This window comes from Trinickia dinghuensis, assembly GCF_003367175.1.
GTDB classification, from domain to species: Bacteria; Pseudomonadota; Gammaproteobacteria; order Burkholderiales; family Burkholderiaceae; genus Trinickia; species Trinickia dinghuensis.
On sequence record NZ_QRGA01000011.1, the window covers coordinates 145,631 to 170,073 of the forward strand.

Here is a 24,443-nt window from a genome sequence, read left to right on the forward strand (position 1 = left end):
CCTCTTGCGAGGGCAATATGCGTTAGTTTAGAAAACGTTTCGGTTCGGCGTCTTGCTTGGGGGCGACGCAATTTATCGCGTTCGTCAGGATCGCTCGGGCGGCTCGATCAGCGCGCCCGCCCGCGGCTCGCCTGCATAAGCCACGCCAGCGCCATGCTGCTTGGCGATCCAGTTGCGGCGCTCCTCCCGCGGCGTCACGCCGAAGCGCTCCCGATACGCGTTGGAAAAATGGGCGGCCGACGAAAATCCGCACGCCAGGCTCACCTGCACGATCGACTTGCTCGTGCGCTGCAATTGCATGCGCGCCTTGGCGAGCCGCAAGCCGAGGTAGTACTTCGACGGCATCGAGCCCAGATACTGCCGGAACAGCCGCTCGAGCTGCCGGCGCGACACCCCGACGAGGTTGGCGATGTCGTCGGTCATCAACGGGTCTTCGATGTTCGCTTCCATCAGCTGCAGCGCGTCGTTCAATCGGGGATGCCGCTCGCCCGGAGCCGTCACGTAGGGAATGCGCTGACGCTCCTCGCCCGAACGCAGCACGCCCACGCCGAGCGCGTCCGCAATGCGCTCGGACAGCTCGGGACCGTGTTCGCGCGCGATCATCGCCAGCATGAAGTCGGCGCTGGCCATCCCCCCCGCGCACGTGGCGCGGTCGCGGTCGATCTCGAAGATCTGCTGAGTGACGATCGAGCGCTCGAACTGCTCGGCGAACTGCTGATACGTCTCCCAGTTGACGCTGACGCGGTAGCCCGACAGCTGCCCCGCCATCGCGAGCCACCAGACGCCGTGATGAATGCCGGTCACGAGCGGCGTACGCTGTCCCACGCGCGCCAGCGAAGCCAGGAACAGCCGGTAGTCGGCGAACTGCTGAAAACGCTCGGCCACGACGATGAGCCAGTCGCAAGCGATGCCGTCGCCGAACGCCTCGTCGGCCGGCAGCGTCGCGCCGCCCGCGAGCGTCACGGCGCGCCCGTCCCAGGAAAGGATTTGCCAGCGGTAGAGGGCCCGCCCGTCGATGTCGTTGGCGAGCCGCAGCGCGTCGACGATCGGCGCGATGCCCGACATCGAAACGGGCGGCAGCGCCACGATCGCCACTTGCGTCGTCTTGGCCGGACCGGCTTGCATGCGCGACATCGATCAGCCCTCGCGCGAGACGCAGCGCTCGCGATGCACCAGGCACCAGCATGCGCCGTTTCGGTCTTGTGCGTTCGCCCAGCCTTGCATGCCGTTACTTCAAGCTGCCGGAGAGAAACTGCTTCAAGCGCTCGCTCTTGGGCTCGGACAGCACGACGGCCGGATCGCCCTCTTCCTCGGTGCGGCCCTGGTGCAGGAACATCACATGATTCGAGACGTTGCGCGCGAAGCCCATCTCGTGCGTGACGACGATCATGGTGCGGCCTTCCTCGGCCAGCTTCTGCATGACTTTCAGCACTTCGCCGACGAGTTCGGGATCGAGCGCCGAAGTGGGCTCGTCGAACAGCATCACGTCGGGGTTCATGGCGAGCGCGCGCGCAATCGCGACACGCTGCTGCTGCCCGCCCGACAGATGGGACGGGTACTGCTGCTCCAGCCGCGGCGCGAGGCCGACCTTCTCCAGATACATGCGGGCACGTTCCTCCGCTTCGCGCTTGGACAGCCCGAGCACGTGCACCGGCGCCTCGATGACGTTCTCGAGCACGTTCATGTGCGCCCAGAGATTGAAGTGCTGAAACACCATCGACAGCTTCGTGCGGATCCGCTGCAACTGCTTGTGATCGGCCACTTCGAGGTTGCCGGCGCGATCGGCTTTCGTGCGCACCGTTTCGCCGTCGACGACGATGCTGCCCGCGTTCGGCCGCTCGAGAAAGTTGATGCAGCGCAGGAACGTGCTCTTGCCCGAGCCGCTCGCGCCGATGATGCTGATGACGTCGCCGGCCTTCGCGGTCAGCGTGACGCCCTTGAGCACCTCGTTGTCGCCGTAGCGCTTGTGGATGTCGAGCGCCGCGAGCTTGGCGGCGGCGGAATGAGAAGTCGCTTGGAGCACCATGCTCTCCCGTATGAATCGAAGGCGTTTGAATCGATGCCGGCTTTGAAGCCGCTGCGATGCGGCCTGAATACCGCTTAAATGCCGCATTAATGCCGGCCGACGGCCAAATAGGCCAGCCAGTGCCGCTCGGCCCGCCGGAACGCCGCGACGAGTGCGAACGATACCGCAAGATAGATGAGTGCGGCGACGCCGAAGGCCTGGAACGACATATAGGTGGCCGAATTGGCGTCGCGCGCGACCTTCAGCACGTCGGGCACCGTCGCCGTGAACGCCACCGTCGTGGCGTGCAGCATCAGAATGACCTCGTTACTGTACAACGGCAGCGCGCGGCGCAGCGCGGAGGGCAGGATGACGCGGCGATACATCGTCCACTTGCCCATCCCGTAGGCGCGCGCGGCCTCCACCTCGCCGTGCGTGATCGAACGAATCGCGCCGGCGAAAATCTCGGTCGTGTAGGCCCCGGTATTGAGCCCGAACGCGAGGATCGCGCAATGCAGGCCACTGCGGAAAAACTCGTTCAGCACGGCATGCGCGCGGACGAATTCGAGGCTGTACACGCCGCTATAGATCAGCAGCAGCTGCACGTACAGCGGCGTGCCGCGAAAGACGTACGTGTAGCAGCGCACGGGCGTCGACAGCCAGCGGTTCTTCGACACGCGAGCCACGGCGAGCGGCACGGCCATGCAAAAGCCGATGACGAGCGAGGCGACGAGCAGCCACAAGGTCACGACCAAGCCCGACAGGCCCTGTCCGTCGTAGTAGAGGAACGCGCGGCCGTATTGCGAAAGGATTTCGATCATGGCTGGGCTCCCGTCAAAGTTCGGCGTGGCGCACGCCGATGGAATAGCGCTTGTCGAGCCACAGCAGCACGACGTTAGAGACCGTCGTGATCGCGAGATAGATCAGCGCCGCGACGAGAATGAAGAAAAACATGTTGAACGTGCTCTTGCCTGCGTCTTGCGCCGCCTTGACCACATCGGCCAGACCGATGATCGACACGAGCGCCGTCGCCTTCACGAGCACCTGCCAGTTGTTGCCGATGCCGGGCAGCGCGAAGCGCATCATCTGCGGAAACAGGATGCGGACGAACACGCTCATGCCGCTCATGCCGTAGGCGCTGCCCGCCTCCAATTGGCCGCGCGGCACGGAGAGAAACGCGCCGCGAAACGTCTCGGTGAAATACGCCCCGTAGATGAATCCGAGCGTGACCACGCCCGCGGCGAACGGATCGATGTCGATCTGATCCATGCCGAGCGCATCGGTCATCTGATTGACGGCGATCTGGATGCTGTAGAACAGCAGCAGCATCAGCACGAGATCGGGCACGGAGCGGATCAACGTCGTATAGAGCGTGGCCGCGCCGGAGACGACGCGATTGCGCGAGAGCTTCGCCACAGCGCCGATCAGTCCGAGCAGCACCGACACGGCAAGCGAGAGCACCGACAGCTCGATCGTCTTGATCGTGCCGGCGAGAAGGATCGGGCCGAAGCCGTAGAGGAACACGGGCGTCTCCATCTTGATTGGTGATTGCCTTGCGTCGCGGCCAAGAACCGCGACGCAAGGCGAACGCGCGGGCAAAGCCCGCGCCGCACGGCCCGCCGGCTGCCGCGTCTCGTCGCGCGGCTTCTTCCGGTTTTTCGCCTGGCGCGGATAGTCGCAAGCGAAATTGTTTTGTTCAAACGCTGGGAAGGTGATTATTGCGGCGCAACATCGCGCCTGCTCGACCGAGAAAACGCGCTGACGCGCCGCTGGACGAAATCGGGGGCGCCAAGGTGGCGCGGGCGCGGGGGAGCGATTGCGCAAGTTTCGCGTCGCTTTTTCGATATTCGGGAGTGCGGCGGTGCGTATATTCTGAGGCAGCCCCGGCGTGTCGTCAGGGCGAGCAAAAAGAGGCGCCCAAAAAACAGAACCGGCCGTCACGCGCAGTGAACGGCCGGCAATCATCATGGCGCGCGACGCAAAAATCGTCGGCAAAAGTGCCGGAACACCGGCAGAACGACGTCGTCCCTTGCGCTGCGTCTTTGGCTTGCGTCCGACCGCCAGTGCAATGCACTTGGCGCTCTTTCGCCCCCCGTAGCCGGCGCTGCGCTGCGTCGTCTGGCCTTCAATCGGTGTCGATGTAATTCGATATGACGTGTCCGGTTGTCAGTAATGTAGGACGAGATGCGCATCGAACGCAAAGCGTGTTTACGTGCATAGGGAAGGCCAGAGGGCCGAGCGTGTGGCAAACGTATGCAGCCGAACCGACGCGCGCTTTTCAGCGGACGAGATCGGTGTCGCGCGCCTTGCCGCGGACATCCGTGCGCCGAGCCTCGACACATGGGGCGGCCGCCTTCCGTGTGGAGGATGCCGCCTGCGCCGGAGCATGCCGGCGCGCACGCGCGATTTCGGCGAGCTGCCATGACGCCAGCGCGATACAGCCAAAGATGACTTCGCGCATCCGTTTCACGAGCGCGAGCGAAAGCCCCACCTCGCGCTCGATGCCGAACATCTGTGCGAGTAGGACGACTGCCACTTCCTGCACGCCGAGGCCCCCCGGCACCATGAACGCCGCGTGCCGCACCGCCTGAGTCAGCGCTTCGATGGCGATCGCGCCGCCGGCCGATACGGGATGGCCGAGCAGCGCCAGCGCCCAATACGTCTCGAGCGCCCCGACGAGATAGCCGGCCAGCTGCCAGACGAATGTACTGACGAGGATGCCGATACGCGTCATCAGTGCATTGATTTCGGCATCGAGCCGGGCGCCGTCGATGCCCTGCAAGAGCCGATGCCCATCACCGAGCGCACGCGCGGCGAACCGCTCGATCGCATGAAACACGCCGCCGCGGCGCAGCAGCAGGGCCGTCACCACGGGCACCGGCAGCGACAGCACGAGCGCAAGCCCGATCGTCTTCGCATGGCCGCCGCCCGTCGCCGCGAGAATCAGGACGACGCCGAGCGCGGAAAACGCATACTGCACGCCGATCGTGATCAGCACCTCCACGATCACCGACGCGCTGACGACACTCGCATCGCGCACGCGCCAACGCGCCAGCCGAATGCCGACGATCTCCCCTCCCACCGTGAGCACGGGCAGAAGCCGGCCCACCGCCTCGCGCACCGTGGCGATCCACCAGAGAAAAGCGAGCGACGCACGGCCGCGCAGCAGGATGCGCCAACCGTAGGCGTCGAACAGCAGCGGCAGCGCATGAAACGGCACAAGCCAGAGCAGCGCGAAGCCGGCCTGGCCGATCACATGAGCGACGTCAGCCGCCCCGTCGCGCACGACGAGCCCGATGAACAGCGCGATGCCGACGGGCCAGCCGGCCCACTTGAGCCATTTCCTCATAGCGGCGCCCCTCCTCGCGTGGCGTCGCGATGACGTGCCGCATCGCCCGCGCCTTGCGAGGCGTCGAGGGTACCGCCGAACACATCGGCGAATCCGCCGCAAGCGAGCCCCGCCTTGGAGATGGCCTCGGCCACGCGCGGCGAAGTCAGCGCTTCGAGTTCGTCCACATGACGATAGGCGTGCATCGAGTCCGTGATCGGCCCCTCGCCCGCTTCCGCCGGATGGCTGTAAATTTCACCGACGCCGTACGCCGGCATCCGTGCCAGCGCATCGAGCATCGCGGCCTCGTCCATGCCGCCCGTATGTTCGATGCCCACGACGTAGTCGTTATAAGCAATACCGGCGCGCGAAAGCCGAGCGCGCATCAGACCGATCCAAGGCGTGAGCCACCACGGCGCATTCGCCTCGAACGGCAGCCGCACGGCACGCAGGCCGAATTCGCGCCCGATGGAAAGCACGAGCGAGAGAACCGTCGGATGGAGATGGAAGTGCTTGTGAGCGTTGACGTGATCGAGCGACAGGCCCGTTCGCGCAAATGCCTCGAATTGGGCGCGGATCTCGCGCGCAAGCGCACGGCGCACGGCCGGCAGGAAGAAGAAACGAAAACCGTCGCGGACCATCGCGTCGCCGAAACGCCCGTCCGCCCCGACGAGCGCGCGAATCTGCGCGGCCGGAAGCGTGGCGGGCCCATCGGCGAGCACGAGGTGCAGGCCCACCCGCAGGCTCGGCAATGCCCGCGCACGCGCCACGGCATCTTGGGCCGCGGGCGCGCCCACCATGAGGCTCGCGGCCTTCAGTACGCCCTCACGATGTGCACGCTCGATACCGGCGTTCACGCGCGGATGCAGCCCGAAATCGTCCGCGGTGACGATGAGGGCGCGGCGGCCCGAGCGTGTCACCGTCTTACGCCTCGTGCGCGCGCAGGAAGCGGAAGAACTCGACGCCTTCGCGCAGACGACGCTTCATCATGTCCCAGCTCGTCAGCATCTCGCGCACGATTTCCCAGATCTTCGAGGGGCGGAAGTAGAACTGGCGGTAGAACTGCTCGAGATGGTGATAGATCTCGTCGCGCGACAGATGCGGATAGCCGATCGCCGCAAGCTGCACACCTTCCTTGCTCACGAGGTTGATCGTCTTGTTCTCTTCCATCCAGCCGTTTTCGACGGCCTGCTTGTAGAGCGTCGTGCCCGGATAGGGCGCGGCCAGCGAGACCTGGATCGTGTGCGGATTGATTTCCTTCGCGTACTCGATGGTCTTCTTGATCGTTTCCGGCGTCTCGCCCGGCAGGCCGAGAATGAAGGTGCCGTGGATCTTGATGCCGAGCTTCTTGCAGTCCGCGCTGAAGCGCCGCGCGAAATCGGTGCGCACACCCTTCTTGATGTTCACGAGGATCTGGTCGTCGCCGGATTCGAAGCCGACGAGCAGAAGACGCAGGCCGTTCTCCTTCAGGACCTTGAGCGTCTTGTACGGCACGTTCGCCTTCGCGTTGCACGACCACGTCATGCCGAGCTTGCCGAGGCCGATCGCGATCGCTTCGGCGCGCGGCAGGTCGTCGGTGAAGGTGTCGTCGTCGAACATCAGTTCCTTGACTTCGGGCATGTTGTCGCGGATCCACTTCGCTTCCTCGAGCACGTTCTCGACCGAGCGCGTGCGATAGCGGTGGCCGCTGACCGTCTGCGGCCACAAGCAGAACGTGCAGCGCGACTTGCAGCCGCGGCCCGTATAGATCGAGACGTACGGAAAGTTCAGGTAGCCGATGAAGTAGTTGTCGATCTTCAGATCGCGCTTGTAGATGGGCGCGACGAACGGCAGCTCGTCCATGTTCTCGAGGATCGGACGCGCTTCGTTGTGCTCGATCGAGCCGTCCTTCGCGCGCCAGGAGAGGCCCTTGATCTCGGCAAACGGCTTGCCTTCGGCCAGTTCCTTGCAGGTGAAATCGAATTCCTCGCGGCAGACGAAATCGATCGCCTCGGACGCCGTGAGCGAGTTGTGCGGATCGACCATCACCTTCGCGCCTACCATGCCGACCAGCAGCGACGGCTTGCGCTTCTTCAGATCCTCGGCGAACAGCGCGTCGGTCGGAAACGACGGCGTGCTCGTATGAATGATGATGAGATCGTAGGCGTCGGCGATCTTCAGCGTTTGCTCGACGGACAGGCCATCCGCCGGCGCATCGAGCACGCGGCTGCCGGGCACGAGGGCCGCGGGCTGCGCGAGCCACGTCGGATACCAGAACGAGCGGATTTCGCGCTTGGCCTGGTAGCGCGAACCGGCGCCGCCATCGAAACCGTCATAGGACGGGGCCTGCAAGAACAGCGTTTTCATGGATGATGCTCCGGCTAACCTTAAGGTGATGCAATATTAGGGCGACGACGGCCGCGCCACGCGCACCGCCGACGAAATACGAATACGATGCTACGCTCAAGTCCCGTCCGATCCTTCGGCCACGCGCGCCACGACGGGCATGCGAGCGCCGCGCCAGACCACGTGCGAGCCGAACGCCGCCACGAACCACTGCGCGGCAAGCAGCGCATCGCGCAGCGGCACGAGCGGGAGATCGCGCCAGAACTCGCCGCTTTCGCGCGAAGCGCGGGCGTGCAGGCCGATGCGGGCACCGATGCCGAGCACCGTCGAAACGGCCAGCGCAGCCTCGCGCAAACCCGCCCCGCCGTGCGCCGCCAGCAATGCGCCGGCCAGCAGCCACGGCGAAGAAAACGTAATGAACAGGAACGCGAAGCCGAGCGGATTGATCGAGCGGATCGTACGCAGCCAGCGTGTCTCACGCAGCCAGAGCGTGTTGAAATCGGGCTCGATGACGTCGGTGTCGACCACGACTTCCGACAGCACCGTCGCCATCCCGCGCTGGCGCGTGTACTCGGCGAGCCAGTAGTCGTCGGCCAGGCAGTCCTTGAGCGCGTCGAAGCCGCCGATATCGGCCAGCACGCTCGAACGCAGCGCGAGCGTCGCGCCGAAGCCGAAGCTGCGCGAACCGCCCGCATGCGCGATGCGCACCGAAGGCGCGAACCATTCGTTGATGAACTGCGCACCGACGCGCGTCCAGAATCCGCCCACGCTCTTCGCGTGATAAAGGCAGGTGACGATCCCCACTTGGGGATCGGAGAGCGGCGCGGTCACGGCTTCGAGGTAGTCGGGCGCGACGGCGATGTCGCTGTCGGCCAGCACGATCAGCGGGTACTTCGCCCGCGCCGCCAGATTCATCAGATTGCTGACCTTCAGATTGTGCCCGTGCACGCGCGAATCGACGACGAGCGCGATGTCGCGCTCGGGAAACGCCGCCTGCAGCCGCCGCACGATGGAGATCGCCGGATCGGCCGACGAGGACACGCCGAACAGCAGTTGATAGCAAGGATGCGTCTGCTCGCAGAACGTCGAAAGGTTTTCGTAAAGACGCGGCTCGGCGCCGCACAGCGGCTTGAGCACGCTGACGGGCTCGAGCGGAAAGCGCACGCCGTTGTCGCGCGCACCCTTGCCCGGCGAGCGCTGCGCGAGCACGCGCGCCGACGGCAGCGCCAGCGCCGCGACGACGACATAGGCCGTCGCCACGCAGCACAAGGCCACGAGCAACCCATCCCAAAGCGAGGCGGGCGAAATCGACGTCATCGCATGCCCCCTTCGCGGGCCGCGCGCGCCGCTACCGCGGCGGCGGCCGCGTGCGGGCGATGCGGGGCCGACCCGTTCGATGAGACGCTTGCTGGCACGTTCGCAACTCCTTCGTTCTTCTCGACATGCGGCGCGAAAGCGGGCCGCGCGAATATTCGCGCTCGCACGGCGTGCGTGGGGACAATCGGCGTGAGCGCGCGGGAAAAACGGTGCGAAAGGCCCGGGGGCCGACTCGAGGATCGCGCAACGCGCGCTCTTTTCTTAAACGCGCGCTCTAAATTGTCTGACGCAGCCAAAACGAACACGACGCGCACTGGAACGGCCCGCCCGGGAGCCGTCGGACCGGCTCGGGAGAAGCCGTCAGAGCGCTTTGTAATCTTTGGAAACGGGCAATTGTATCAGTGCGTGCCGGAAATCGCTTAAAGCCCACTCCGGGCACCGCCATTTCGTCGGGCATAAGCAACGCCGAGCCTTCTTCTCGTCAATTTCGTATTTCGGGGCCATTTCCCGGAACCGCACCTGGCGCCGCGGGCACCCGGATGCGCAATTGCCGGCGGCGCCCGATGACGCGACGCAACAACTCATGTATCTTGCAAATATCGAGATTTCACCAAGACGCCGCGCTGCGGGGCGTCGTATCGCCGGAACCGGTTGCAGCGCCGGTTCGAGCCAGGGGCGCTTCATGCGGGCACACTCATCATGAAAAACGTCTTGAGCATTCAACCGCACGTCGTATTCGGCCATGCGGGCAACAGCGCAGCCGTCTTTCCGATGCAGCGGCTGGGCATCAACGTCTGGCCGCTCGACACCATGCAGTTCTCGAACCACATGCAATACGGCCATTGGGCCGGCAGCGCGATCGATCCGCCGCAGATGGCCGAACTTGTCGAGGGGATCGGCGCGATCGGCATGCTCAGGCGCTGCGACGCGATCGTTTCGGGCTATCTCGGCTCCAAGGCCCATGCGCAAGCCGTCATGGACATCGTGCGCGCCGTGAAGGCGACCAACCCCGAAGCCTGGCACTTTTGCACGCCCGTCATCGGCGCGGGCGCCGGTGCGAGCGTCGACGAGTACCTGCTCGAGACGATGCCCGCGCTGGCCGACGGGCTCTCCCCTACCCACGATACGCTGCAAAAGCTCGTTGGGCGCACGATCGAAACGGTCGACGAAGCGGTGCACGCTTGCCGTGAAATCATCCGCAGCGGCCCGCAGGTCGTGCTCGTGAAGCAGCTCGTCGATCGCAACAGCCCGGCCGACCGCGTCAACCTGCTCGTCGTCACCGAGCGCGAGGCCTGGATGACGCAGCATCCGCGCTATCCGTTCGCGCGTCAGCCGGTCGGCGTCGGCGAGCTGACGAGCGCGACGTTCGTGGCCCGCCGGCTGGCCGGCGACCCGCTGCGCACCGCGTTCGAGCATGCCGTCTCGGCTGTGCATGCCGTCTTGAAGGCGACCTACGCCGCGGGCCGCTACGAACTCGAACTCATCGCCGCCCAAGACGACATCGCCAAGCCGCGCGAATGGCTCGGCGCCTGGGCGATCGGCGCCCCCACCTAGACAACTCAATCGAGCCTGAACTGCCCCACCGCGGCGGCAAGATTGACCGCCTGCGTCTGCAGGGCCGCCGCCGCGGCCGCCGATTCCTCCACCAGCGCCGCGTTCTGCTGAACCATCTCGTCGAGCTGCGCGACGGCACGATTGACTTCCTGAATCCCGCGCGTCTGCTCGTCGGCGGCGTGCGTGATCCCCGACATGATGGTCGTCACGCTCGACACGTTCGACACGATCTCCGTCATCGTGTCGCCCGCGCGCCTGACCTGGCTCGATCCCGACGAGACGCTGTCGATCGTCGATTCGATCAGCGACTTGATCTCCTTGGCGGCTTGCGCGCTGCGCTGGGCCAAGCTGCGCACCTCGCCGGCCACCACCGCGAAGCCGCGGCCCTGCTCGCCGGCGCGCGCCGCCTCGACGGCCGCGTTCAGCGCGAGGATGTTCGTCTGGAACGCGATCCCGTCGATCACGCCGATGATGTCGCCGATCTTGCCCGAGGCCGATTCGATGGTACCCATCGTCGCGACGACTTCGGAGACGACCTGCCCGCCGCGCGAAGCGACGGTCGAGGCCGACGCCGCCATATCGTTGGCCTGCCGCGCCGAACTGGCCGAGTGCGTGACGGTCGACGTGATCTCCTCCATCGAAGCCGCCGTTTCCTGCAGGCTCGCCGCCGCCGATTCCGTGCGGCCCGACAAATCGAGGTTGCCCGCGGCGATTTCGTCGGCGGCCGTGCGCACCGATTCGCTCGTATCGCGAATCTGCCGCATCACGTCACGCAGCTTGTCGACGAAACGGTTGAACGAGCGCGCGATCTGCGCGACTTCGTCGCGGCCGTCGGCCGGCAAACGCTGAGTCAAATCGCCGGTGCCCGAACCGATCGCATCCATCGCGTCGCGCACGAGCGACAAACGCTTGAACGCCTTCGAGGTGACGGCCGACACGATGGCCGCCGCGAGCACGACGATCAGGACGAGCGCGATGGCCGACGTCGTCAGGAACGAACGGATGCCGGCCTTCGCTTCGCCTTCGTCGAGCGCGACGATCACGGTCCAATCGGTGCCCGGCACGTTCATGCCGCGCAGCAAGACAGCGTGGCCGTCGGCCTGCGTGTCGAGCGGCGCGGAGGCGCTCGCCAGCGAATTGACCGTCGCGGCCGTCATGTCCGGCATCAGGGCGGAAATCGGTTTGAGCGTGAGCTTCGAGTCGGGATGCGCGACGATGTCGCCGGCCCCGTCGACGAGCAAGCCGAAGCTCGCCGGCGTGGGATGGATCGACTTCACGTTCGCGATCACGCTGTCCATGTTGACGTCGCCGGCCACGACGGCCTTGAGCGAACCGTCGCGAACGATCGGCACGGCGAACGTGACCACGAGCTTGCCCGACCCCGCGTCGACGTACGGCGCCGTCACCACGGGCTTGCCGGCCGCCTCGGCCTGCTTGTACCACGGGCGCGCCGTGGGATCGTAGGTCGGCGGCACACCGGTCGGATCGCCGAATTTGGCCGTTTTATCGGCATAGCCCGCATAGACGTTGACGAAACCGCCCGAGGCCATGATCTGCTTGAAGGTCGGAATCGGATCCGCCGTGGCCGCATTCAGCGTGACGTCCTGCAGCGCCGCGACGGCCGCCGTCTTCGACGCGACCCACTCGCCGATGCCGGCGTCGTGTCCGTTCGCGAGCGCGATGAGGTTGTTGTTGATGGAGTCGTTTTCGTGGGAATCGACTACGAAGAAGTTCAGTGCTGCATTGACGACCAAAGAACCGACGACGATGGCAAGACACGCTGCGAGTACGCGCGTGCGAATTGACGCAAACATTCAGGAATTTCCTTCATACGAATTAGCTGCGAGTAGCTGCGAGTAGCTGCGAGTAGCTGCGAGTAGCTGCGAGGACTCGTGATCCCGCGCACAGGTAAACGGCATGCCGCATTGCAAACTTGACGTTCAGGCCCCTAGGGAATGTTCGGAGTGCGATTCAATTCGAATTGCGCGCTGCACTGCAATAAATGCTACGAATAGGACAAATACCGATAGGCGATCGGGCGTGTTAGTCCCGATTGATTCGGCCGGCCCGGCTGTGCCGAAATGCGCATAGGAACCGTCGCAAGAGGTCAAGACGGAGCGATATTGGCTTTCTATAGTCGCTCAGAATGATCGCAGCGGCGTTTCTCACGTCGAGCGGTTCGATCAACACACGCCCTGCAGGAGGTGACTGCCACACGCAGTGAGAACGAACAAGAGCCGTGCACCGGCCGCCGCACCCATGGCGCCAAGCGCCTAGCCATGGCGCCAAGCGCCTAGCCAAGGCGCGAAGCCGGCATGCACGCCACAGCAGTGAATTCATGCTTGCCGACAAAGGAAACAACATGCGTTTTGCGAAGACCCTCACCCCTATCGCAGTTGCAGTTGGAGCATTTCTCGCGCTGGCGCCGCTCGCCTCTCGCGCGGACACCGTCGTGAAAATCGGTTTTGCCGCTCCGCTCACCGGCCCTAATGCGAATTACGGCAAAGACTTGGAAGACGGCGTGAAGATGGCGCTCGACGACGCCAAGGCTCAAGGCGTCAAGATCAACGGTCAGCCGGTTTCGTTCGAACTCGTCTCGGAAGACGACCAAGCCGACCCGCGCGTCGGCGTTCAAGTCGCGCAAAAACTCGTGGACGAAGGCGTATCGGTCGTCGTCGGCCATTTCAACTCCGGCACGACGATCCCCGCTTCCGAGCTCTACGAGAAGGCCGGCATTCCCGACATCGACCCGGCGGCAACCAATCCGACCATCAGCGGGCGCGGCTTCAAGAACATCTTCATGGTGATTTCGAGCGACGCGCAAAACGCCGGCACCGCGGGCGTGTACGCCGTCGAGACGACGAAGGCCAAGCATATTGCCGTGATCGACGACCGCACGGCGTTCGGCCAGGGCGAAGCGGACGAGTTCGTGAAGGCGGTCAAGGCACACGGCGGCAGCATCGTCGATCGCGAGTACACGACGAATCAGGCGACGGACTTCAAGACCCAACTCACGAACATCAAGGCCAAGAACCCCGACCTCATCTTCGTGGGCGCGCTCAATCCGCAAGCCGCGGGCATCATGAAGCAGATGACGCAGCTCGGCATCAAGGCGCAGTTCGTCGGCGGCGGCGGCGTGAAGGATGTCGACTTCATCAAGCTCGCGGGCGACAGCGCCGAAGGTGCGATGGCGTGGGAATACGGACGTCCGCTCGACAGCACGCCGGTCGGTTCGAAGTTCGCGGAGCGCTTCAAGCAGAAGTTCGGCGTCGATGTGCTCTCGTATGCGCCGTTCGGCTATGACGCTGCATGGGCGGCGATCAAGGCCATGCAGGCGGCCGGATCGACGAAGCCCGACGACTACCGTCCGAAGCTGCAAAGCATCAGCTTCGACGGCATCACGGGCCATATCGCGTTCAACGCCGACGGCTCGCTGAAGAATGGCTCGTCGACGATGTACCAAGTCAAGAAAGGCCAGTTCGTGACGGTCGTGACGAAGGGCGGCTCCTGATCGAATCCCGCGCGGGCATTTGCCCGCGGGCTCGATCGAGCCATGCGGCGCGGCGCCCTAGGGCGCCGTGCCTTTTTGCAAAAGATATTCGCAATTCGTTTTGGAGTCCTAATGGTTTCGGTTTCGAAGGTCGTGGTCGTGGGCGGCGGTGTCATCGGCAGCGCCGTGGCTTACTTTCTGCGCAGCGCCGACCCGAGCGTCGAAGTCACCGTGCTCGAGCGCGACCCGAGCTACGCGCGCGCCTCCTCGGCACTGTCGGCCGCGTCGATCCGCCAACAGTTTTCGACGCCCCTGTCCGTGCAAATGTCGCTCTACGGGATCGAGTTTCTACGCTCGATCGGCGAGCGGCTGGCCGTCGGCGGCGAAGCGCCGTCGATCGATCTGCATGAAGGCGGCTACCTCTTTCTCGCCACGCCGGCCGGCGAGTCGATCTTGCGCGAAAACCACGCGCTGCAGACGTCGCTCGGCGCGCAGATCCGTTATTTGCCGCAAGGCGAATTGCAAGCGACGTTTCCGTGGCTGAACTCGGAAGATCTCGTGGCCGGAACGTATGGCGTCTCGGGCGAAGGCTGGTTCGACGGCTATGGGCTCGTGCAGGCATTGCGCAAGAAGGCGCAGTCGCTCGGCGCGCGCTACGTCGCGACCGATGCAACCGGCGTGCGGCGCGAAGGCCGGCGCGTGACGCACGTGCTGACCGCGGCCGGCGATGCGCTCGAATGCGACGTGATGGTAAACGCGGCGGGCGCTTGGGCGCGGCACGTCGCGGACATGCTCGGCATCGATCTGCCCGTCTACGCGCGCCGGCGCAGCATCTTCAACGTGAGTTCGCCGGCCAAGCTCGAACGCTGCCCGCTGCTCATCGATCCGACCGGCGTTTATTTCCGCCCCGAAGGGAAGACGTACATCTGCGGGACGTCGCCAAGCCCCGATCGCGATCCGGACGATCTACCGCTCGACGAAGTCGATCACGCTCTGTTCGACGATGTGATCTGGCCGACGCTCGCGCATCGCGTGCCGCAATTCGAAGCGCTGCGCGTCGAACATGCTTGGTCGGGCTACTACGAGTACAACGTATTCGATCACAACGCGATCATCGGCTACCACCCCGACATCGAGAACTGCATCTTCGCGAACGGGTTCAGCGGCCACGGCCTGCAGCAAGGCCCCGCGACGGGGCGCGGCGTGGCGGAGTTGATCCTGAACGGCCGCTTCGTCTCGCTCGACCTGTCGCCGCTCGGCTTCGAGCGCGTGCTGGAAAACCGTCCCGTCGTCGAACGCAACGTCGTTTAGCGCGCCGCACGCTCGGTCATCGCCCGGCCCCCAAACCGGGCGATGTCATATCGCCCGATTTTCCGGCAGCCGTCCCGCGCCTCCGACGACGATCGGCATCGGCTCCGCAAGCCGGCGTTTCGTAGTGCCTTCTTCGATTTAGCCGCGCGGCTGCCGGTTTCTCACGCCGCATTTACGGAAAACATGCGAACGCAGCGGTCCGACCTCGTTCACGATATAGGCTGTCATGGTTCGTGTCGTCGCACGAGGAGAACATCGCAATGCGGATCGCAATGGATGGGGGCGGCATGCCCCAACAGCCTGTCACGCCGACGGCGGCCGTCAACGCCGCTTACCAAGCGCTGCAAACGTACAGCACGGCGGCGGCGAGTCAGCCGAATGCCGTGTCGACCGGGACCGCGCGCTCGCAGTTGATCTCGAGTCTGACGAGCGCGGTGGACGCCTATTACATGGCCGACACCGGCAGCACGACCGTGAATGTCAACGACCCGCGCTACAGCGAGGCGAAGGCGCAAGTGGCCGCGCAATTGGAAACCAATGTCGCCCAGACGATGGCGAACGACAAAGACGCGCCCGCGCCGTTGGGCGGGTTCGATTCGGTACTGAAATCGCTCCAGCCCGGACAGCAAGACGTCGCCCAAGCGCTGCAAGACTTCCTGCCTCAAGACAACGGCCCGGAGGGGATGGCGCGCGAGCGGCTCGAATTGGCGCCGCCGCAGTCGCCGTCGCCCGGCGGCGCGGACAGGCTCGAGGATAGGGTCGCGCTACACCTCGAACAGATCGCCGTCGCACGGCGGGGTTGATCGTGTCGCGGCCGATGCGATCGATGCGATGGGTGCGACTAGCGCAATAGCCGGAGCCCAGCCTACGAGCCGAACGATCAGCGCGCGCGCCGGGCTACTTCGTCGTGCAACCATCGGCGTAACGCGTCGATGGCTTCGCGCTTCTCGCTATCCGCACGCCAAACGATGAAGTGCGCGTAGATGTCGGCGACGCGGCGCTTCCAAAGACGCACGAGACGCCCGTCGCTCAAGTCACGCTCCACGAGCGATGCGCGCGCGAGTGCGATTCCCCGGCCCTTGGCCGCGGCTTCGAGCAATCGCCTGGCATCGTCGAACACCGGCGTGCCGCGCGGCTCCGTCAGGTCGATTCCGACCGCCTGAAACCAAGGCTCCCAGGGCTGGGCCCGATGCTTGAGCAACGTGCATTGCGCGAGATCCGCAAACCGCCTAGGCCGAGAACGCACACGGTCACCGTAGCCGGGGCTCATCACCGGAAAGATCTCCTCCTCCATGAAACGCTCGGCCTGCAAGCCCGGCCATGCGCCGGGACCGTAGCGCAGCGCCACGTCCACGCCGTCGCGCGCGTTCAACCGCGCGAGCGTCGTTTCCTTGCGCAGCGCCAGCTCGATATGCGGATGTTTCCGTTCGAAGCGTGCGAGACGAGGCTCGAGCCATCGCTCGGCAAACGGCGGCAGCACGCTCACCGTCAATTGAACCGATTCGCGCGGACGAGCGCGGGTGCGCGCGGTATTTCGCGCCTCAGGTGCTTCGAACGCGCGCTCGAGCACGTTCAAGCCTTGCCGAATCTGTAGCGCCAACTCGTGGGCCTTGCGCGTGGGCACCGCGCCGGAACGCTCACGCGTAAAGAGCGACATCCCGAGTCGGGCCTCCAATGCGCGCACATGCTGACTGACCGCGCCTTGCGTCAAGGCGAGTTCGTCGGCTGCGCGCGTGAAGCTTTCCAGACGCACGGCGGTCTCGAAGGCACGCAATGTCTGGAGCGGTGGGAGATGGGAGCGCTTTTGCATCGACCATTAGTACCACTAATGTCTGATCTCGACAATTCATCGTTTGTGTCCGCGCGAGGTCGGTCGCTAGACTTCGCTGCCATCGGAATCGAACCGCGTTGGCCAAGTCGAGCGGCGCTCCGGGGACGCGACGCAATCCGTTACGTCGTTGGGTTGTGCCCCGCTCATCCGTTCCCTTCTCTTCTCTTCACTTCACTCGCTATATGGACTATCGACTCTATTACTCGCCCGGTGCTTGTTCGATGGCCGTGCATGTCGTGCTCGAAGAAATCGGCGCACCGTTCGCGTTGCACGAGGTGTCCGTCGCACGCGCCGAAAATCGCCAAGCCAGCTACCTCGCGATCAACCCCAAGGGGTTCGTGCCCGTGCTCGAAATTTCGGGCGAGCCGCAAATCCTCACGGAGTTGCCGGCAATTCTTGCGTTTCTCGCGAAGCGACACCCTGAAGCCGGACTCTTGCCGCAGACGAGCGCGATCGACGAGGCTCGCGTGTTCGAATGGTTGGCGTGGCTCGCCGGGTGGGTACACGGCGTGGGCTACGGAGGAATCTGGCGGCCGGAACGATTCAGCGCTGAGGATCCCTCGGCGCATGAAGCGCTGCGCGCGAACGGCCGCCGCGTCGTGCAAGAGGCGTACAAGAAGATCGAGCACATGCTCGGCGACGGACGCGCGTGGGCTGTCCCGAGCGGCTATTCGGTCGTCGATCCGTTCTTGTTCGTGCTTTATGGATGGGGCGCGAAGATCGGCATGCCGATGCGCGCGCAATGCCCGGCGTGGACATCGCTGAGCGCGCGGATGCTCGAGCGTCCGGCAGTCAGACGCGTACTCGCACGCGAGGGCATCGCGATCGAGTAGTAAAGGTGCATGGTTTCGTAGGAACATTTCAGGCTGCTCGGCGAAAGCCCGGCGGCTTTTTCCGCGGCCGCCGAAGGCGCCGTGCTCGAGCCGCAAGACGTGCCCGACACGCGCTTCGGCACGAACACGTTCAACCTGCCGGACGGCCCGTACCAGATCTCGCGAGTGGGCACTTGACATCAAGCTGACAGTCGCGCCGGACGCCGCTCACGCCTAACGCCCCTGCACGATAATCTGCGCCGACGTATCGCGTTCGATACGCACGAGCGTGTCGCGCATCGCATTGAAGTCGTCAGGACTGCAAACTTGCTTCCCGAAGTCGGCCCGCAACCTGCGCGATATCTGAACGACGCGTGAAACCGGATCGAACACGTACCGTGCCGCGTAGTCGATCGGCCCGGCATCGATCGCGACGTCCGAAGGCGTGTAGACGAGCTTCGCGTCATGCGGCAACGTCACGGTCCCGTGCTCCACGAAGGTCCCGCCGATGCAAACGTACGATTGCGTCCGCGTGGCATCGGCCAGCCAGTTGCCGATCTGCGAAGCGATACCGCCCGCGAAACTCGACAAGGCCGGCAGCGCCGTCATGCCGTCGGTCCAGATGACATGCTCGAGCGTGCCCGTCATCGTGACGCCGAACGGGCCGCTCGTTGCATCGACGTCGTCGGTCTCGATCGAAGCCGTGCCGTGCAGTCCCGTTCCCCGTAGCCGCTCATTGGCGATTTCTGTGGCGCGCGCGTGCGTCGCCCGGCGAAAGACGTTGCGCTCGAGTTCCGCGGTGAAGCCGCCGTCCACCACGCGATAGCCGTAACTCGCATCGCCGCTTTCGTCGATGTCGACATCGACCCGGGCCTCTCGCGTGCGCACTTGCGTGGCCGGCGTGCGCGTCAGCACGCCTTGGCCAACGAGCAGCGCAGGCCGGTCCATGACGCTCGGCGGCAGAAAACCGAACGCGATGCCGCCGCCAGAAGTCGTATCGGCAAACCGGCCCAGCCCGGGAATCCAGACGATGACGTGATTGATCGCTCCCGCGCCGTATCCGGGCACGGCCGGCAGCGTGTAGACGGAACCGAGGCCGATCAGCGCGGGCTCGCTGCGAATGCCCACCGCCGCGAGCAGCGCGCTGTACAGTGCCACATGGTCCTTGCAATCGCCGTAGCGGTGGCGCAGCACGTCGATGACACGATGCGGCTTGGCGGCCGTCTCGCCAAGAAACAGCGCCACGTACCGGATGTTCGAGCGCGTCCAATCGTAAAGCCGCGCGGCCTTCGTCCAGTCGTCGGGCGCATCGCGCGTCAGCGCCTGGGCCAGCGCGACGACATCGGGATCGCTCGCCGTCGGATCGGCGGCATCCTCACGATACCTTGCGGCGAACGCCGCATAGCTCGGCACCGTCGTCACCATCAACCGATCGCCCTCGTCCGCTTCCCCGACAGCGCCATGTTCGGCGGGCGCGTACGGGCCATGCCGATAATCGAACTCGTAGCGCGTGCGCCCATGATCCGTGACAGGTTCGCGCGCGACATACCCGCGCGCATCGGCGTAAAGCGGCATATCGGCCGGCAGGTCGAAGACGAGCCGTTGCTCGCGCACGGGGTCGCTGGCGGGCACAGCGAAGTATTCGAACATTCCCGGCTGCGCTGCCTTGCGCGATTTGCGAAACGTCAGGTGCTCGCGCCAGCCCGGTTCGATGCCCGGAAAGATGACCGTGCGCAATACCCCATCCTCGAACGTCGGGGCACCGGCCGCGCGGGGCTCTTGCACATCGCGGATCGCGTCGGGGCCGACCGGATGCACGCCGCCTTGCGGATCGATCGATTCGGCGGACAACGAGTCGATCCGTTCGATGTCCTTGTTGAACCACACGTAGCGCTGCGCGATATCGTCGACGCCGGCAACGGTATTGGCACGCAGCGTCGTCTCGTCGTTCTCGACGACGGAGCCGTCGTGCGCTACCGTGAAATCATGGACATCGGATTCGATCGTGGCCGGCGCCGGGTCGGACGCCTGAGACTGAGCCTCCGCGGGTGCGGGATGAGCCGTCGCGTCCGCTTGCGCGGCGGCGCAGACCGATACCGATATCGGCGCCGATACCCATACGAGTAGGCTCGCCACGAGACGCACGGCGATCGCGCAGCGACCGCGACCGGGTCGTTTCGCATTCCTACCGATCGTCACGGCTGCCAACGCGCGCGGTAGGCACGCGGCGTTACGCCGAATTCGGCCCGAAATGCACGATTGAAATTCGATAGATCGGCGAAGCCGCAATCGAGCGCGACGTCGACGATCTTGCCCGGTGCATCGGCCAGTCGCTCGGCGGCCGCACGCAGCCGCGCGCGAAGGATGTACTGGTGCGGCGTCACGCCGGTTGCGCGCTCGAAGGTACGCAAGAAGTGATAAGGGCTGAGCCCCGCCTCGTCGGCCAGCGTGTCCAAGCCGAGTTCGACATCCGGGGCTTCCTCGATCCTTCGCACCGTATCGACGACGCGCGCCAACGCGGCGTGTGCAACGGGCTTCGCGTCGGACGCCGGCGCGCCGCCCGTGAACGGCATGACGCGCACGGCCAAAGCGAGCGCCACCTCGTCCCAGGCTAAGCCGGCCAAATCGGGAACGGTCACGCCCGCACTCGCGGCCGCGACGAACGGCGCCAACGCCCGCGAGGGCTCGATGCGCGCCGCGCAGAACGAAGGTGCGCGGCCGGTGCCGCCCGCATCGGCATATAAGCGTTCGAAGTACTCAGGCCGATAGCGAAACGCGATGCAGCGATCGCCGGCACGATGCCGGTGGCCGCATTCGAAGCATTCTCCGGCATTGCCGAGCATCACTGCGCCGGGCGTCATCAGCGCACGCCCCGTTTCCGATCGGTATTCGAATACGCCGGCCGCGACGAGCGCAATGCAGTACGCCCCGTGGCGCTCCTCGAACGCGCGATCGCCGGGGCCGCACGTGCAGAGCACGTCGGCCACCGTCCAGCCTCGGCCCTGCGCGACGGTGCGCGGCTCGGTTGCCCCGGCCGCCGCGTCGCGGGCGCGCATTGCGAGCGCGCGCTCCAGATCCAGCGCAATTTTTGCCAAGATTCGCCTCGCTGAACGCCCTATCGTGATCGGACCGTTCGATGCGCCGCCGAGCGAATGCCGCGCGACAGCGTTTCGCTGAGGACGTTTCACTGAGGAAATCGACGATGAGCCCTATCGAAAGCTACACGCCCCAAGCCTTCCTATCCGCCCTTGCAGCCCCTGGCCGCGCAGCCGATATCGACGAAGCCGACGATGTCTACGGCTGGCTGGTCGGCAGTTGGTCGCTGCAGGTGCTGCACTATCGCGGGTACGACGTGCGCAACGAGAACCTGGCCGGGGAGGTGCACGCCGGCTGGGTGCTCGAAGGACGGGCGGTACAGGATGTATGGATTATGCCCGTTCGCGAGGATCGACGCGCGGGCCGCATGGCACGCGATCCGATGAACGACATGTACGGCTCCACGCTGCGGGCGTGGGACCCGGCGCTGCGAGCTTGGCGCATCGCATGGAACAATCCGGCGCGCGGCCACCGCGAAATGCAGATCGGCCGGCGGATCGGCGAAGAGATCGTCCAGACGGGCGCGCGCGCCGACGGCCAGGCCACGCGGTGGCGCTTCACCGATATCGGCGTGAACCGCTTTCAATGGATCGGAGAAGCACTCGACGCCGACGGCAAGACCTGGCGTCTCGAAGGCGAATTCATCGCGACGCGCATGGCTGCGGGCTAGGCCCCACCGCGTGACTGCGTGACTGCGCCACTACCTCACCGCGCCTGCCGCGCGCCCTCGTCCAATGCCCGGCGCAGCGACAGTGCGATGGCCATTGCCGCCTGCTCGATCTGTACCGTGTTCGGGCAGCTCGGCGCGATGCGCAAATGCCGGTCGCGCGGATCGACGCGGTACGGAAACGCGGCACCGGCCGGCGTCAGCACGACGCCCGCTTGCGCCGCGAGTTCGACCGTGCGCTTCGCCATGCCGTCGGGCGTGAACAAGCTGACGAAGTAGCCGCCTTTCGGCTTCGTCCACGACACATCGGACACGTCGCCGAGCAAAGCGTGCAGCGAAGCGTCAAGCACCTCGAATTTCGGCTGCAGGATCGCGCGGTGGCGGTCCATGAGCCGCTCGAGCCCCGCGCGGTCGCGCAGATAGTGCACATGCCGCAATTGGTTCAGCTTGTCGGGCCCGATCGTGCGGACCGACACGCAACGCTGCCACCAGTCGACGTTGCGCGGCGACGAGGCAAACAACGCGAGCCCCGCGCTCCCGAACGTCACCTTCGACGTCGACGCGAACACGAGCGCGCGATCGTGATGGCCGGCTTCGGCACAGGCCGCCACGATGTCCGGCGTCGTATAGCGCTCGTCCGTCAGATGATGGAAACGGTAGGCGTCGTCCCAGAGCAGCCGAAAATCGGGCGCCGCCGCGGGCATGCCCGCCAGACGGCGCACCGTCTCCCTCGAATAGATCGCGCCCGTGGGATTGCTGTAGAGCGGCGTACACCAGATGCCCTTGATCGCCGGGTCCGCCGCGACGAGCGATTCGACACGCTCCATGTCGGGGCCGTCGTCGTTCATCGGAACGGCGATCATGCGGATGCCGAGGGCTTCGCAAATCGCGAAATGACGGTCGTAGCCGGGCACCGGACACAGAAATGCCACCTCGCCGGCGCGCCCCCAGGGCCCGCTTTGCACCGTGCCATGCAGCATCGCGAACGCGAGCGCGTCATGCATGAGTTCGAGACTCGAATTGCCGGCCGCGACGACTTGAGTTGCGGGCAGCCCGAGCAATTGCGCACCGAGTTCGCGCGCTTCGGGCAAGCCGAGCACGTGACCGTAGTTGCGGCAATCGATCCCGTCGCGCGACAGGAACCCCGCGCGCCCCACGTCATCGATCAACGCCTGCGAAAGATCGAGTTGCTCGGCGGCAGGCTTGCCGCGCGTCATGTCGATCGAAAGGCCCTGCGCCTTGAACGCGTCGTAGGTCATCGTCATCGTTCGTCTTCTTTTGGGACTGGGCCGCATGGACCCGACGCAATCGAGTATGCCGGCTCGTGTGCCTTCAGACAAACGCGTTATATTGAACGCCGTCTTCAGATTTTCTGATCGCTGAACTGAACTAAGCCGCCCATGAAAACACTCGATTTGGACGTCCTGTCGATGGTCGTCGCTATCGCCGACGCAGGCAGTTTCGTGCGCGGCGCGGCCCTCGTCCATCGTTCGCAGTCGGCGGTGAGCATGCAGATCAAGGCCCTCGAGCAAGCGCTCGGCAAGCCGATCTTCGAGCGGCGCGCACGCAGCGTCGTGCCGACGCACGAAGGCCTCGTGCTCGCCGATTACGCCCGGCGCATGCTCGCGCTGCGCGACGAAGCCTGGGCCGCGCTCGTGCATCCGGACGTGAAGGGGCGCGTCGTGATAGGCGTGCCCGACGATTACGCGTCGTCGCTGCTGCCGCCCGTGTTGCGCAAGTTCTCGGCGACCTACCCTAAGGTGGAAATCCAGGTCATCGGCCTGCCCAGCCATGCGCTCGCGCCGATGGTGAGCGAGAACCAGGTCGATCTGGCCTGCATGACGCGCGTGCAAGGGGTACGCGGCGAACGCGTGCGGCTGGAGCCGCTCGTCTGGGCCGGCGCTCCGCGCGGCGCCGCCGTCTGGCGCGAGCGACCGCTGCCGATCGCGGTGTTCGCGGCAGGGAGCGTGGCCAGAGACAATGCGATTCGCGCGCTCAAGCGCGCGCGGATTGCCTACCGAACCTCTTACGAAAGCCCGAGCCTGCTCGGCCTGTTCAGCATGGTCGAAGCCGGGCTGGCCGTGGCCCCCGTCGCGCGCTGCGCCATGCCCGAGCGGTTCGTCGAGCTAGGGCGCGCGCAGGGTCTGCCCGCGCTGGCGCCGCTCGAGATCGTGCTCGCGCGTAGCGCGCGCTCGAAGCGCCCCGAGTGCGACTTTCTCGCCGAGCAGATCTTGGAAGAATTGAGCATTTGAAGCGGCGCCGCGCAAATCGGCAAATTCGCACATTCGAAAATTCCAATCAAGCGTCAAAACAACGCGCGCTGACGTTGCTGCGCCATCGAAACGACGTCGAGTTCGTCCAGCCGCTTACGCGCCTTGGCGAGGTCGTGCACCAGCTGCCGTTGGAGCCAGGTCTCCGCACCGCCGCCGAACGCTTTGTCCAGCCGCAACGCCATTTCGGGCGAGATGCCCGCCTTGCCGCTGAGCAGATTCGTCAGCGCCTGACGGCTCACGCCGAGCACCGCCGCCCCTTCAGTCACGGTCAGGTTGTGTCGCTCTAGGCAGAGCTGGCGCACGACGGCGCCCGGATGAATGTTGTCGGTATCGGCCATGGGCCGAAACCATAGCGGCGAAGCGTCGCTCCGTCAATCGACAAGTGCCGGTTGTCTACGGCGCGCATCACCGCGGCATCCGGCACGTTGACAGAA

Annotated in this window: 21 protein-coding genes; 7 read left to right on the plus strand and 14 right to left on the minus strand. The window is 65.3% G+C overall.

The features are described from left to right. Positions 1 to 84: 84 nt before the first annotated feature. From DWV00_RS20330 to hpnI, 8 genes are all read right to left on the minus strand, one after another. Positions 85 to 1,125, minus strand: a complete 1,041-nt coding sequence (locus DWV00_RS20330) for a GlxA family transcriptional regulator (protein ID WP_425452808.1) — start codon at positions 1,123 to 1,125, stop codon at positions 85 to 87. Between the two features lie 103 nt (positions 1,126 to 1,228). After that, positions 1,229 to 2,026, minus strand: coding sequence for an ABC transporter ATP-binding protein (locus tag DWV00_RS20335; RefSeq protein WP_181885540.1), 798 nt, complete (start codon positions 2,024 to 2,026; stop codon positions 1,229 to 1,231). Positions 2,027 to 2,112: 86 nt separating this feature from the next. After that, positions 2,113 to 2,826, minus strand: a complete 714-nt coding sequence (locus DWV00_RS20340; protein ID WP_115535412.1) for an ABC transporter permease — start codon at positions 2,824 to 2,826, stop codon at positions 2,113 to 2,115. Positions 2,827 to 2,839: 13 nt separating this feature from the next. Next, a complete protein-coding gene (locus DWV00_RS20345; RefSeq protein ID WP_181885546.1) occupies positions 2,840 to 3,529 on the minus strand; it encodes an ABC transporter permease in 690 nt (229 codons plus the stop codon). A gap of 754 nt (positions 3,530 to 4,283) precedes the next feature. Next, a complete protein-coding gene (locus DWV00_RS20350) occupies positions 4,284 to 5,354 on the minus strand; it encodes a lysylphosphatidylglycerol synthase domain-containing protein (protein ID WP_115535413.1) in 1,071 nt (356 codons plus the stop codon). Beyond that, positions 5,351 to 6,253, minus strand: a complete 903-nt coding sequence (gene hpnK, locus DWV00_RS20355; RefSeq protein ID WP_115535414.1) for a hopanoid biosynthesis-associated protein HpnK — start codon at positions 6,251 to 6,253, stop codon at positions 5,351 to 5,353. Before hpnK ends, DWV00_RS20350 begins: the two co-directional genes overlap by 4 nt. Before the next feature lie 4 nt (positions 6,254 to 6,257). Next, on the minus strand, positions 6,258 to 7,679 hold the full coding sequence (gene hpnJ / locus DWV00_RS20360) for a hopanoid biosynthesis associated radical SAM protein HpnJ (RefSeq protein WP_115535415.1): 1,422 nt from the start codon (positions 7,677 to 7,679) through the stop codon (positions 6,258 to 6,260). A 96-nt stretch (positions 7,680 to 7,775) separates the two neighbouring features. Then, on the minus strand, positions 7,776 to 8,975 hold the full coding sequence (gene hpnI, locus DWV00_RS20365) for a bacteriohopanetetrol glucosamine biosynthesis glycosyltransferase HpnI (protein ID WP_115535416.1): 1,200 nt from the start codon (positions 8,973 to 8,975) through the stop codon (positions 7,776 to 7,778). 699 nt (positions 8,976 to 9,674) lie between these two features. Between hpnI and pdxY the strand changes: the two genes are divergently transcribed. Then, entirely contained in the window at positions 9,675 to 10,529 is an 855-nt protein-coding gene (gene pdxY, locus DWV00_RS20370) for a pyridoxal kinase PdxY (protein WP_115535417.1), read from the plus strand. A gap of 5 nt (positions 10,530 to 10,534) precedes the next feature. On the opposite strand, the gene DWV00_RS20375 is transcribed toward pdxY, so the two are convergent. Next, positions 10,535 to 12,343 (minus strand): methyl-accepting chemotaxis protein, encoded by a 1,809-nt coding sequence (locus DWV00_RS20375; protein WP_115535418.1) that lies wholly within the window; start codon positions 12,341 to 12,343, stop codon positions 10,535 to 10,537. Between the two features lie 548 nt (positions 12,344 to 12,891). On the opposite strand from DWV00_RS20375, the gene DWV00_RS20380 reads away from it, so the two are divergent. From DWV00_RS20380 to DWV00_RS20390, 3 genes are all read left to right on the plus strand, one after another. Further along, positions 12,892 to 14,040, plus strand: a complete 1,149-nt coding sequence (locus tag DWV00_RS20380) for a branched-chain amino acid ABC transporter substrate-binding protein (RefSeq protein WP_115535563.1) — start codon at positions 12,892 to 12,894, stop codon at positions 14,038 to 14,040. 111 nt (positions 14,041 to 14,151) lie between these two features. Beyond that, positions 14,152 to 15,330, plus strand: coding sequence for an NAD(P)/FAD-dependent oxidoreductase (locus DWV00_RS20385; protein ID WP_115535419.1), 1,179 nt, complete (start codon positions 14,152 to 14,154; stop codon positions 15,328 to 15,330). Between the two features lie 287 nt (positions 15,331 to 15,617). Continuing rightward, entirely contained in the window at positions 15,618 to 16,133 is a 516-nt protein-coding gene (locus DWV00_RS20390; protein WP_147297949.1) for a hypothetical protein, read from the plus strand. A 77-nt stretch (positions 16,134 to 16,210) separates the two neighbouring features. Here the strand turns inward: DWV00_RS20390 and DWV00_RS20395 are convergent, their stop codons facing one another. After that, complete coding sequence (locus DWV00_RS20395; protein ID WP_115535421.1) at positions 16,211 to 17,140, minus strand: LysR substrate-binding domain-containing protein; 930 nt, start codon at positions 17,138 to 17,140, stop codon at positions 16,211 to 16,213. 203 nt (positions 17,141 to 17,343) lie between these two features. Between DWV00_RS20395 and DWV00_RS20400 the strand changes: the two genes are divergently transcribed. Next, entirely contained in the window at positions 17,344 to 17,994 is a 651-nt protein-coding gene (locus DWV00_RS20400; protein ID WP_115535422.1) for a glutathione S-transferase family protein, read from the plus strand. A gap of 213 nt (positions 17,995 to 18,207) precedes the next feature. Here DWV00_RS20400 and DWV00_RS20405 read toward each other — a convergent pair whose 3' ends face one another. Together DWV00_RS20405 and DWV00_RS20410 are read right to left on the minus strand one after the other, a co-directional pair. After that, positions 18,208 to 20,109: a DUF3857 domain-containing transglutaminase family protein gene (locus DWV00_RS20405; RefSeq protein ID WP_115535565.1), complete on the minus strand. Its 1,902-nt coding sequence runs from the start codon at positions 20,107 to 20,109 to the stop codon at positions 18,208 to 18,210. 59 nt (positions 20,110 to 20,168) lie between these two features. Beyond that, positions 20,169 to 21,068, minus strand: coding sequence for a helix-turn-helix transcriptional regulator (locus DWV00_RS20410; protein ID WP_115535564.1), 900 nt, complete (start codon positions 21,066 to 21,068; stop codon positions 20,169 to 20,171). A 107-nt stretch (positions 21,069 to 21,175) separates the two neighbouring features. On the opposite strand from DWV00_RS20410, the gene DWV00_RS20415 reads away from it, so the two are divergent. Further along, positions 21,176 to 21,739 carry a hypothetical protein gene (locus tag DWV00_RS20415; protein ID WP_115535423.1) on the plus strand — a complete coding sequence of 188 codons (564 nt, stop codon included), beginning with the start codon at positions 21,176 to 21,178 and terminating at the stop codon, positions 21,737 to 21,739. 35 nt (positions 21,740 to 21,774) lie between these two features. Here DWV00_RS20415 and DWV00_RS20420 read toward each other — a convergent pair whose 3' ends face one another. Beyond that, entirely contained in the window at positions 21,775 to 23,001 is a 1,227-nt protein-coding gene (locus DWV00_RS20420; protein WP_115535424.1) for an aspartate aminotransferase type Ic, read from the minus strand. A gap of 135 nt (positions 23,002 to 23,136) precedes the next feature. On the opposite strand from DWV00_RS20420, the gene DWV00_RS20425 reads away from it, so the two are divergent. Beyond that, positions 23,137 to 23,988: a LysR substrate-binding domain-containing protein gene (locus tag DWV00_RS20425; protein ID WP_115535425.1), complete on the plus strand. Its 852-nt coding sequence runs from the start codon at positions 23,137 to 23,139 to the stop codon at positions 23,986 to 23,988. A gap of 53 nt (positions 23,989 to 24,041) precedes the next feature. On the opposite strand, the gene DWV00_RS20430 is transcribed toward DWV00_RS20425, so the two are convergent. Beyond that, entirely contained in the window at positions 24,042 to 24,347 is a 306-nt protein-coding gene (locus tag DWV00_RS20430) for a HigA family addiction module antitoxin (protein ID WP_115535426.1), read from the minus strand. Positions 24,348 to 24,443 lie beyond the last annotated feature (96 nt).

What these genes read in the sequence shown, in the direction of transcription:
- DWV00_RS20430 (WP_115535426.1), bottom strand. Translation starts at nt 24,347, where the DNA reads ATGGCCGATACCGACAACATTCATCCGGGCGCCGTCGTGCGCCAGCTC.
- DWV00_RS20415 (WP_115535423.1), top strand. Translation starts at nt 21,176, where the DNA reads ATGAGCCCTATCGAAAGCTACACGCCCCAAGCCTTCCTATCCGCCCTT.
- hpnJ (WP_115535415.1), bottom strand. Translation starts at nt 7,679, where the DNA reads ATGAAAACGCTGTTCTTGCAGGCCCCGTCCTATGACGGTTTCGATGGC.
- DWV00_RS20420 (WP_115535424.1), bottom strand. Translation starts at nt 23,001, where the DNA reads ATGACGATGACCTACGACGCGTTCAAGGCGCAGGGCCTTTCGATCGAC.
- DWV00_RS20350 (WP_115535413.1), bottom strand. Translation starts at nt 5,354, where the DNA reads ATGAGGAAATGGCTCAAGTGGGCCGGCTGGCCCGTCGGCATCGCGCTG.
- DWV00_RS20395 (WP_115535421.1), bottom strand. Translation starts at nt 17,140, where the DNA reads ATGCAAAAGCGCTCCCATCTCCCACCGCTCCAGACATTGCGTGCCTTC.
- DWV00_RS20425 (WP_115535425.1), top strand. Translation starts at nt 23,137, where the DNA reads ATGAAAACACTCGATTTGGACGTCCTGTCGATGGTCGTCGCTATCGCC.
- DWV00_RS20340 (WP_115535412.1), bottom strand. Translation starts at nt 2,826, where the DNA reads ATGATCGAAATCCTTTCGCAATACGGCCGCGCGTTCCTCTACTACGAC.
- DWV00_RS20380 (WP_115535563.1), top strand. Translation starts at nt 12,892, where the DNA reads ATGCGTTTTGCGAAGACCCTCACCCCTATCGCAGTTGCAGTTGGAGCA.
- pdxY (WP_115535417.1), top strand. Translation starts at nt 9,675, where the DNA reads ATGAAAAACGTCTTGAGCATTCAACCGCACGTCGTATTCGGCCATGCG.
- DWV00_RS20330 (WP_425452808.1), bottom strand. Translation starts at nt 1,125, where the DNA reads ATGCAAGCCGGTCCGGCCAAGACGACGCAAGTGGCGATCGTGGCGCTG.
- DWV00_RS20390 (WP_147297949.1), top strand. Translation starts at nt 15,618, where the DNA reads ATGCCCCAACAGCCTGTCACGCCGACGGCGGCCGTCAACGCCGCTTAC.
- DWV00_RS20375 (WP_115535418.1), bottom strand. Translation starts at nt 12,343, where the DNA reads ATGTTTGCGTCAATTCGCACGCGCGTACTCGCAGCGTGTCTTGCCATC.
- hpnI (WP_115535416.1), bottom strand. Translation starts at nt 8,975, where the DNA reads ATGACGTCGATTTCGCCCGCCTCGCTTTGGGATGGGTTGCTCGTGGCC.
- DWV00_RS20335 (WP_181885540.1), bottom strand. Translation starts at nt 2,026, where the DNA reads ATGGTGCTCCAAGCGACTTCTCATTCCGCCGCCGCCAAGCTCGCGGCG.
- DWV00_RS20400 (WP_115535422.1), top strand. Translation starts at nt 17,344, where the DNA reads ATGGACTATCGACTCTATTACTCGCCCGGTGCTTGTTCGATGGCCGTG.
- DWV00_RS20385 (WP_115535419.1), top strand. Translation starts at nt 14,152, where the DNA reads ATGGTTTCGGTTTCGAAGGTCGTGGTCGTGGGCGGCGGTGTCATCGGC.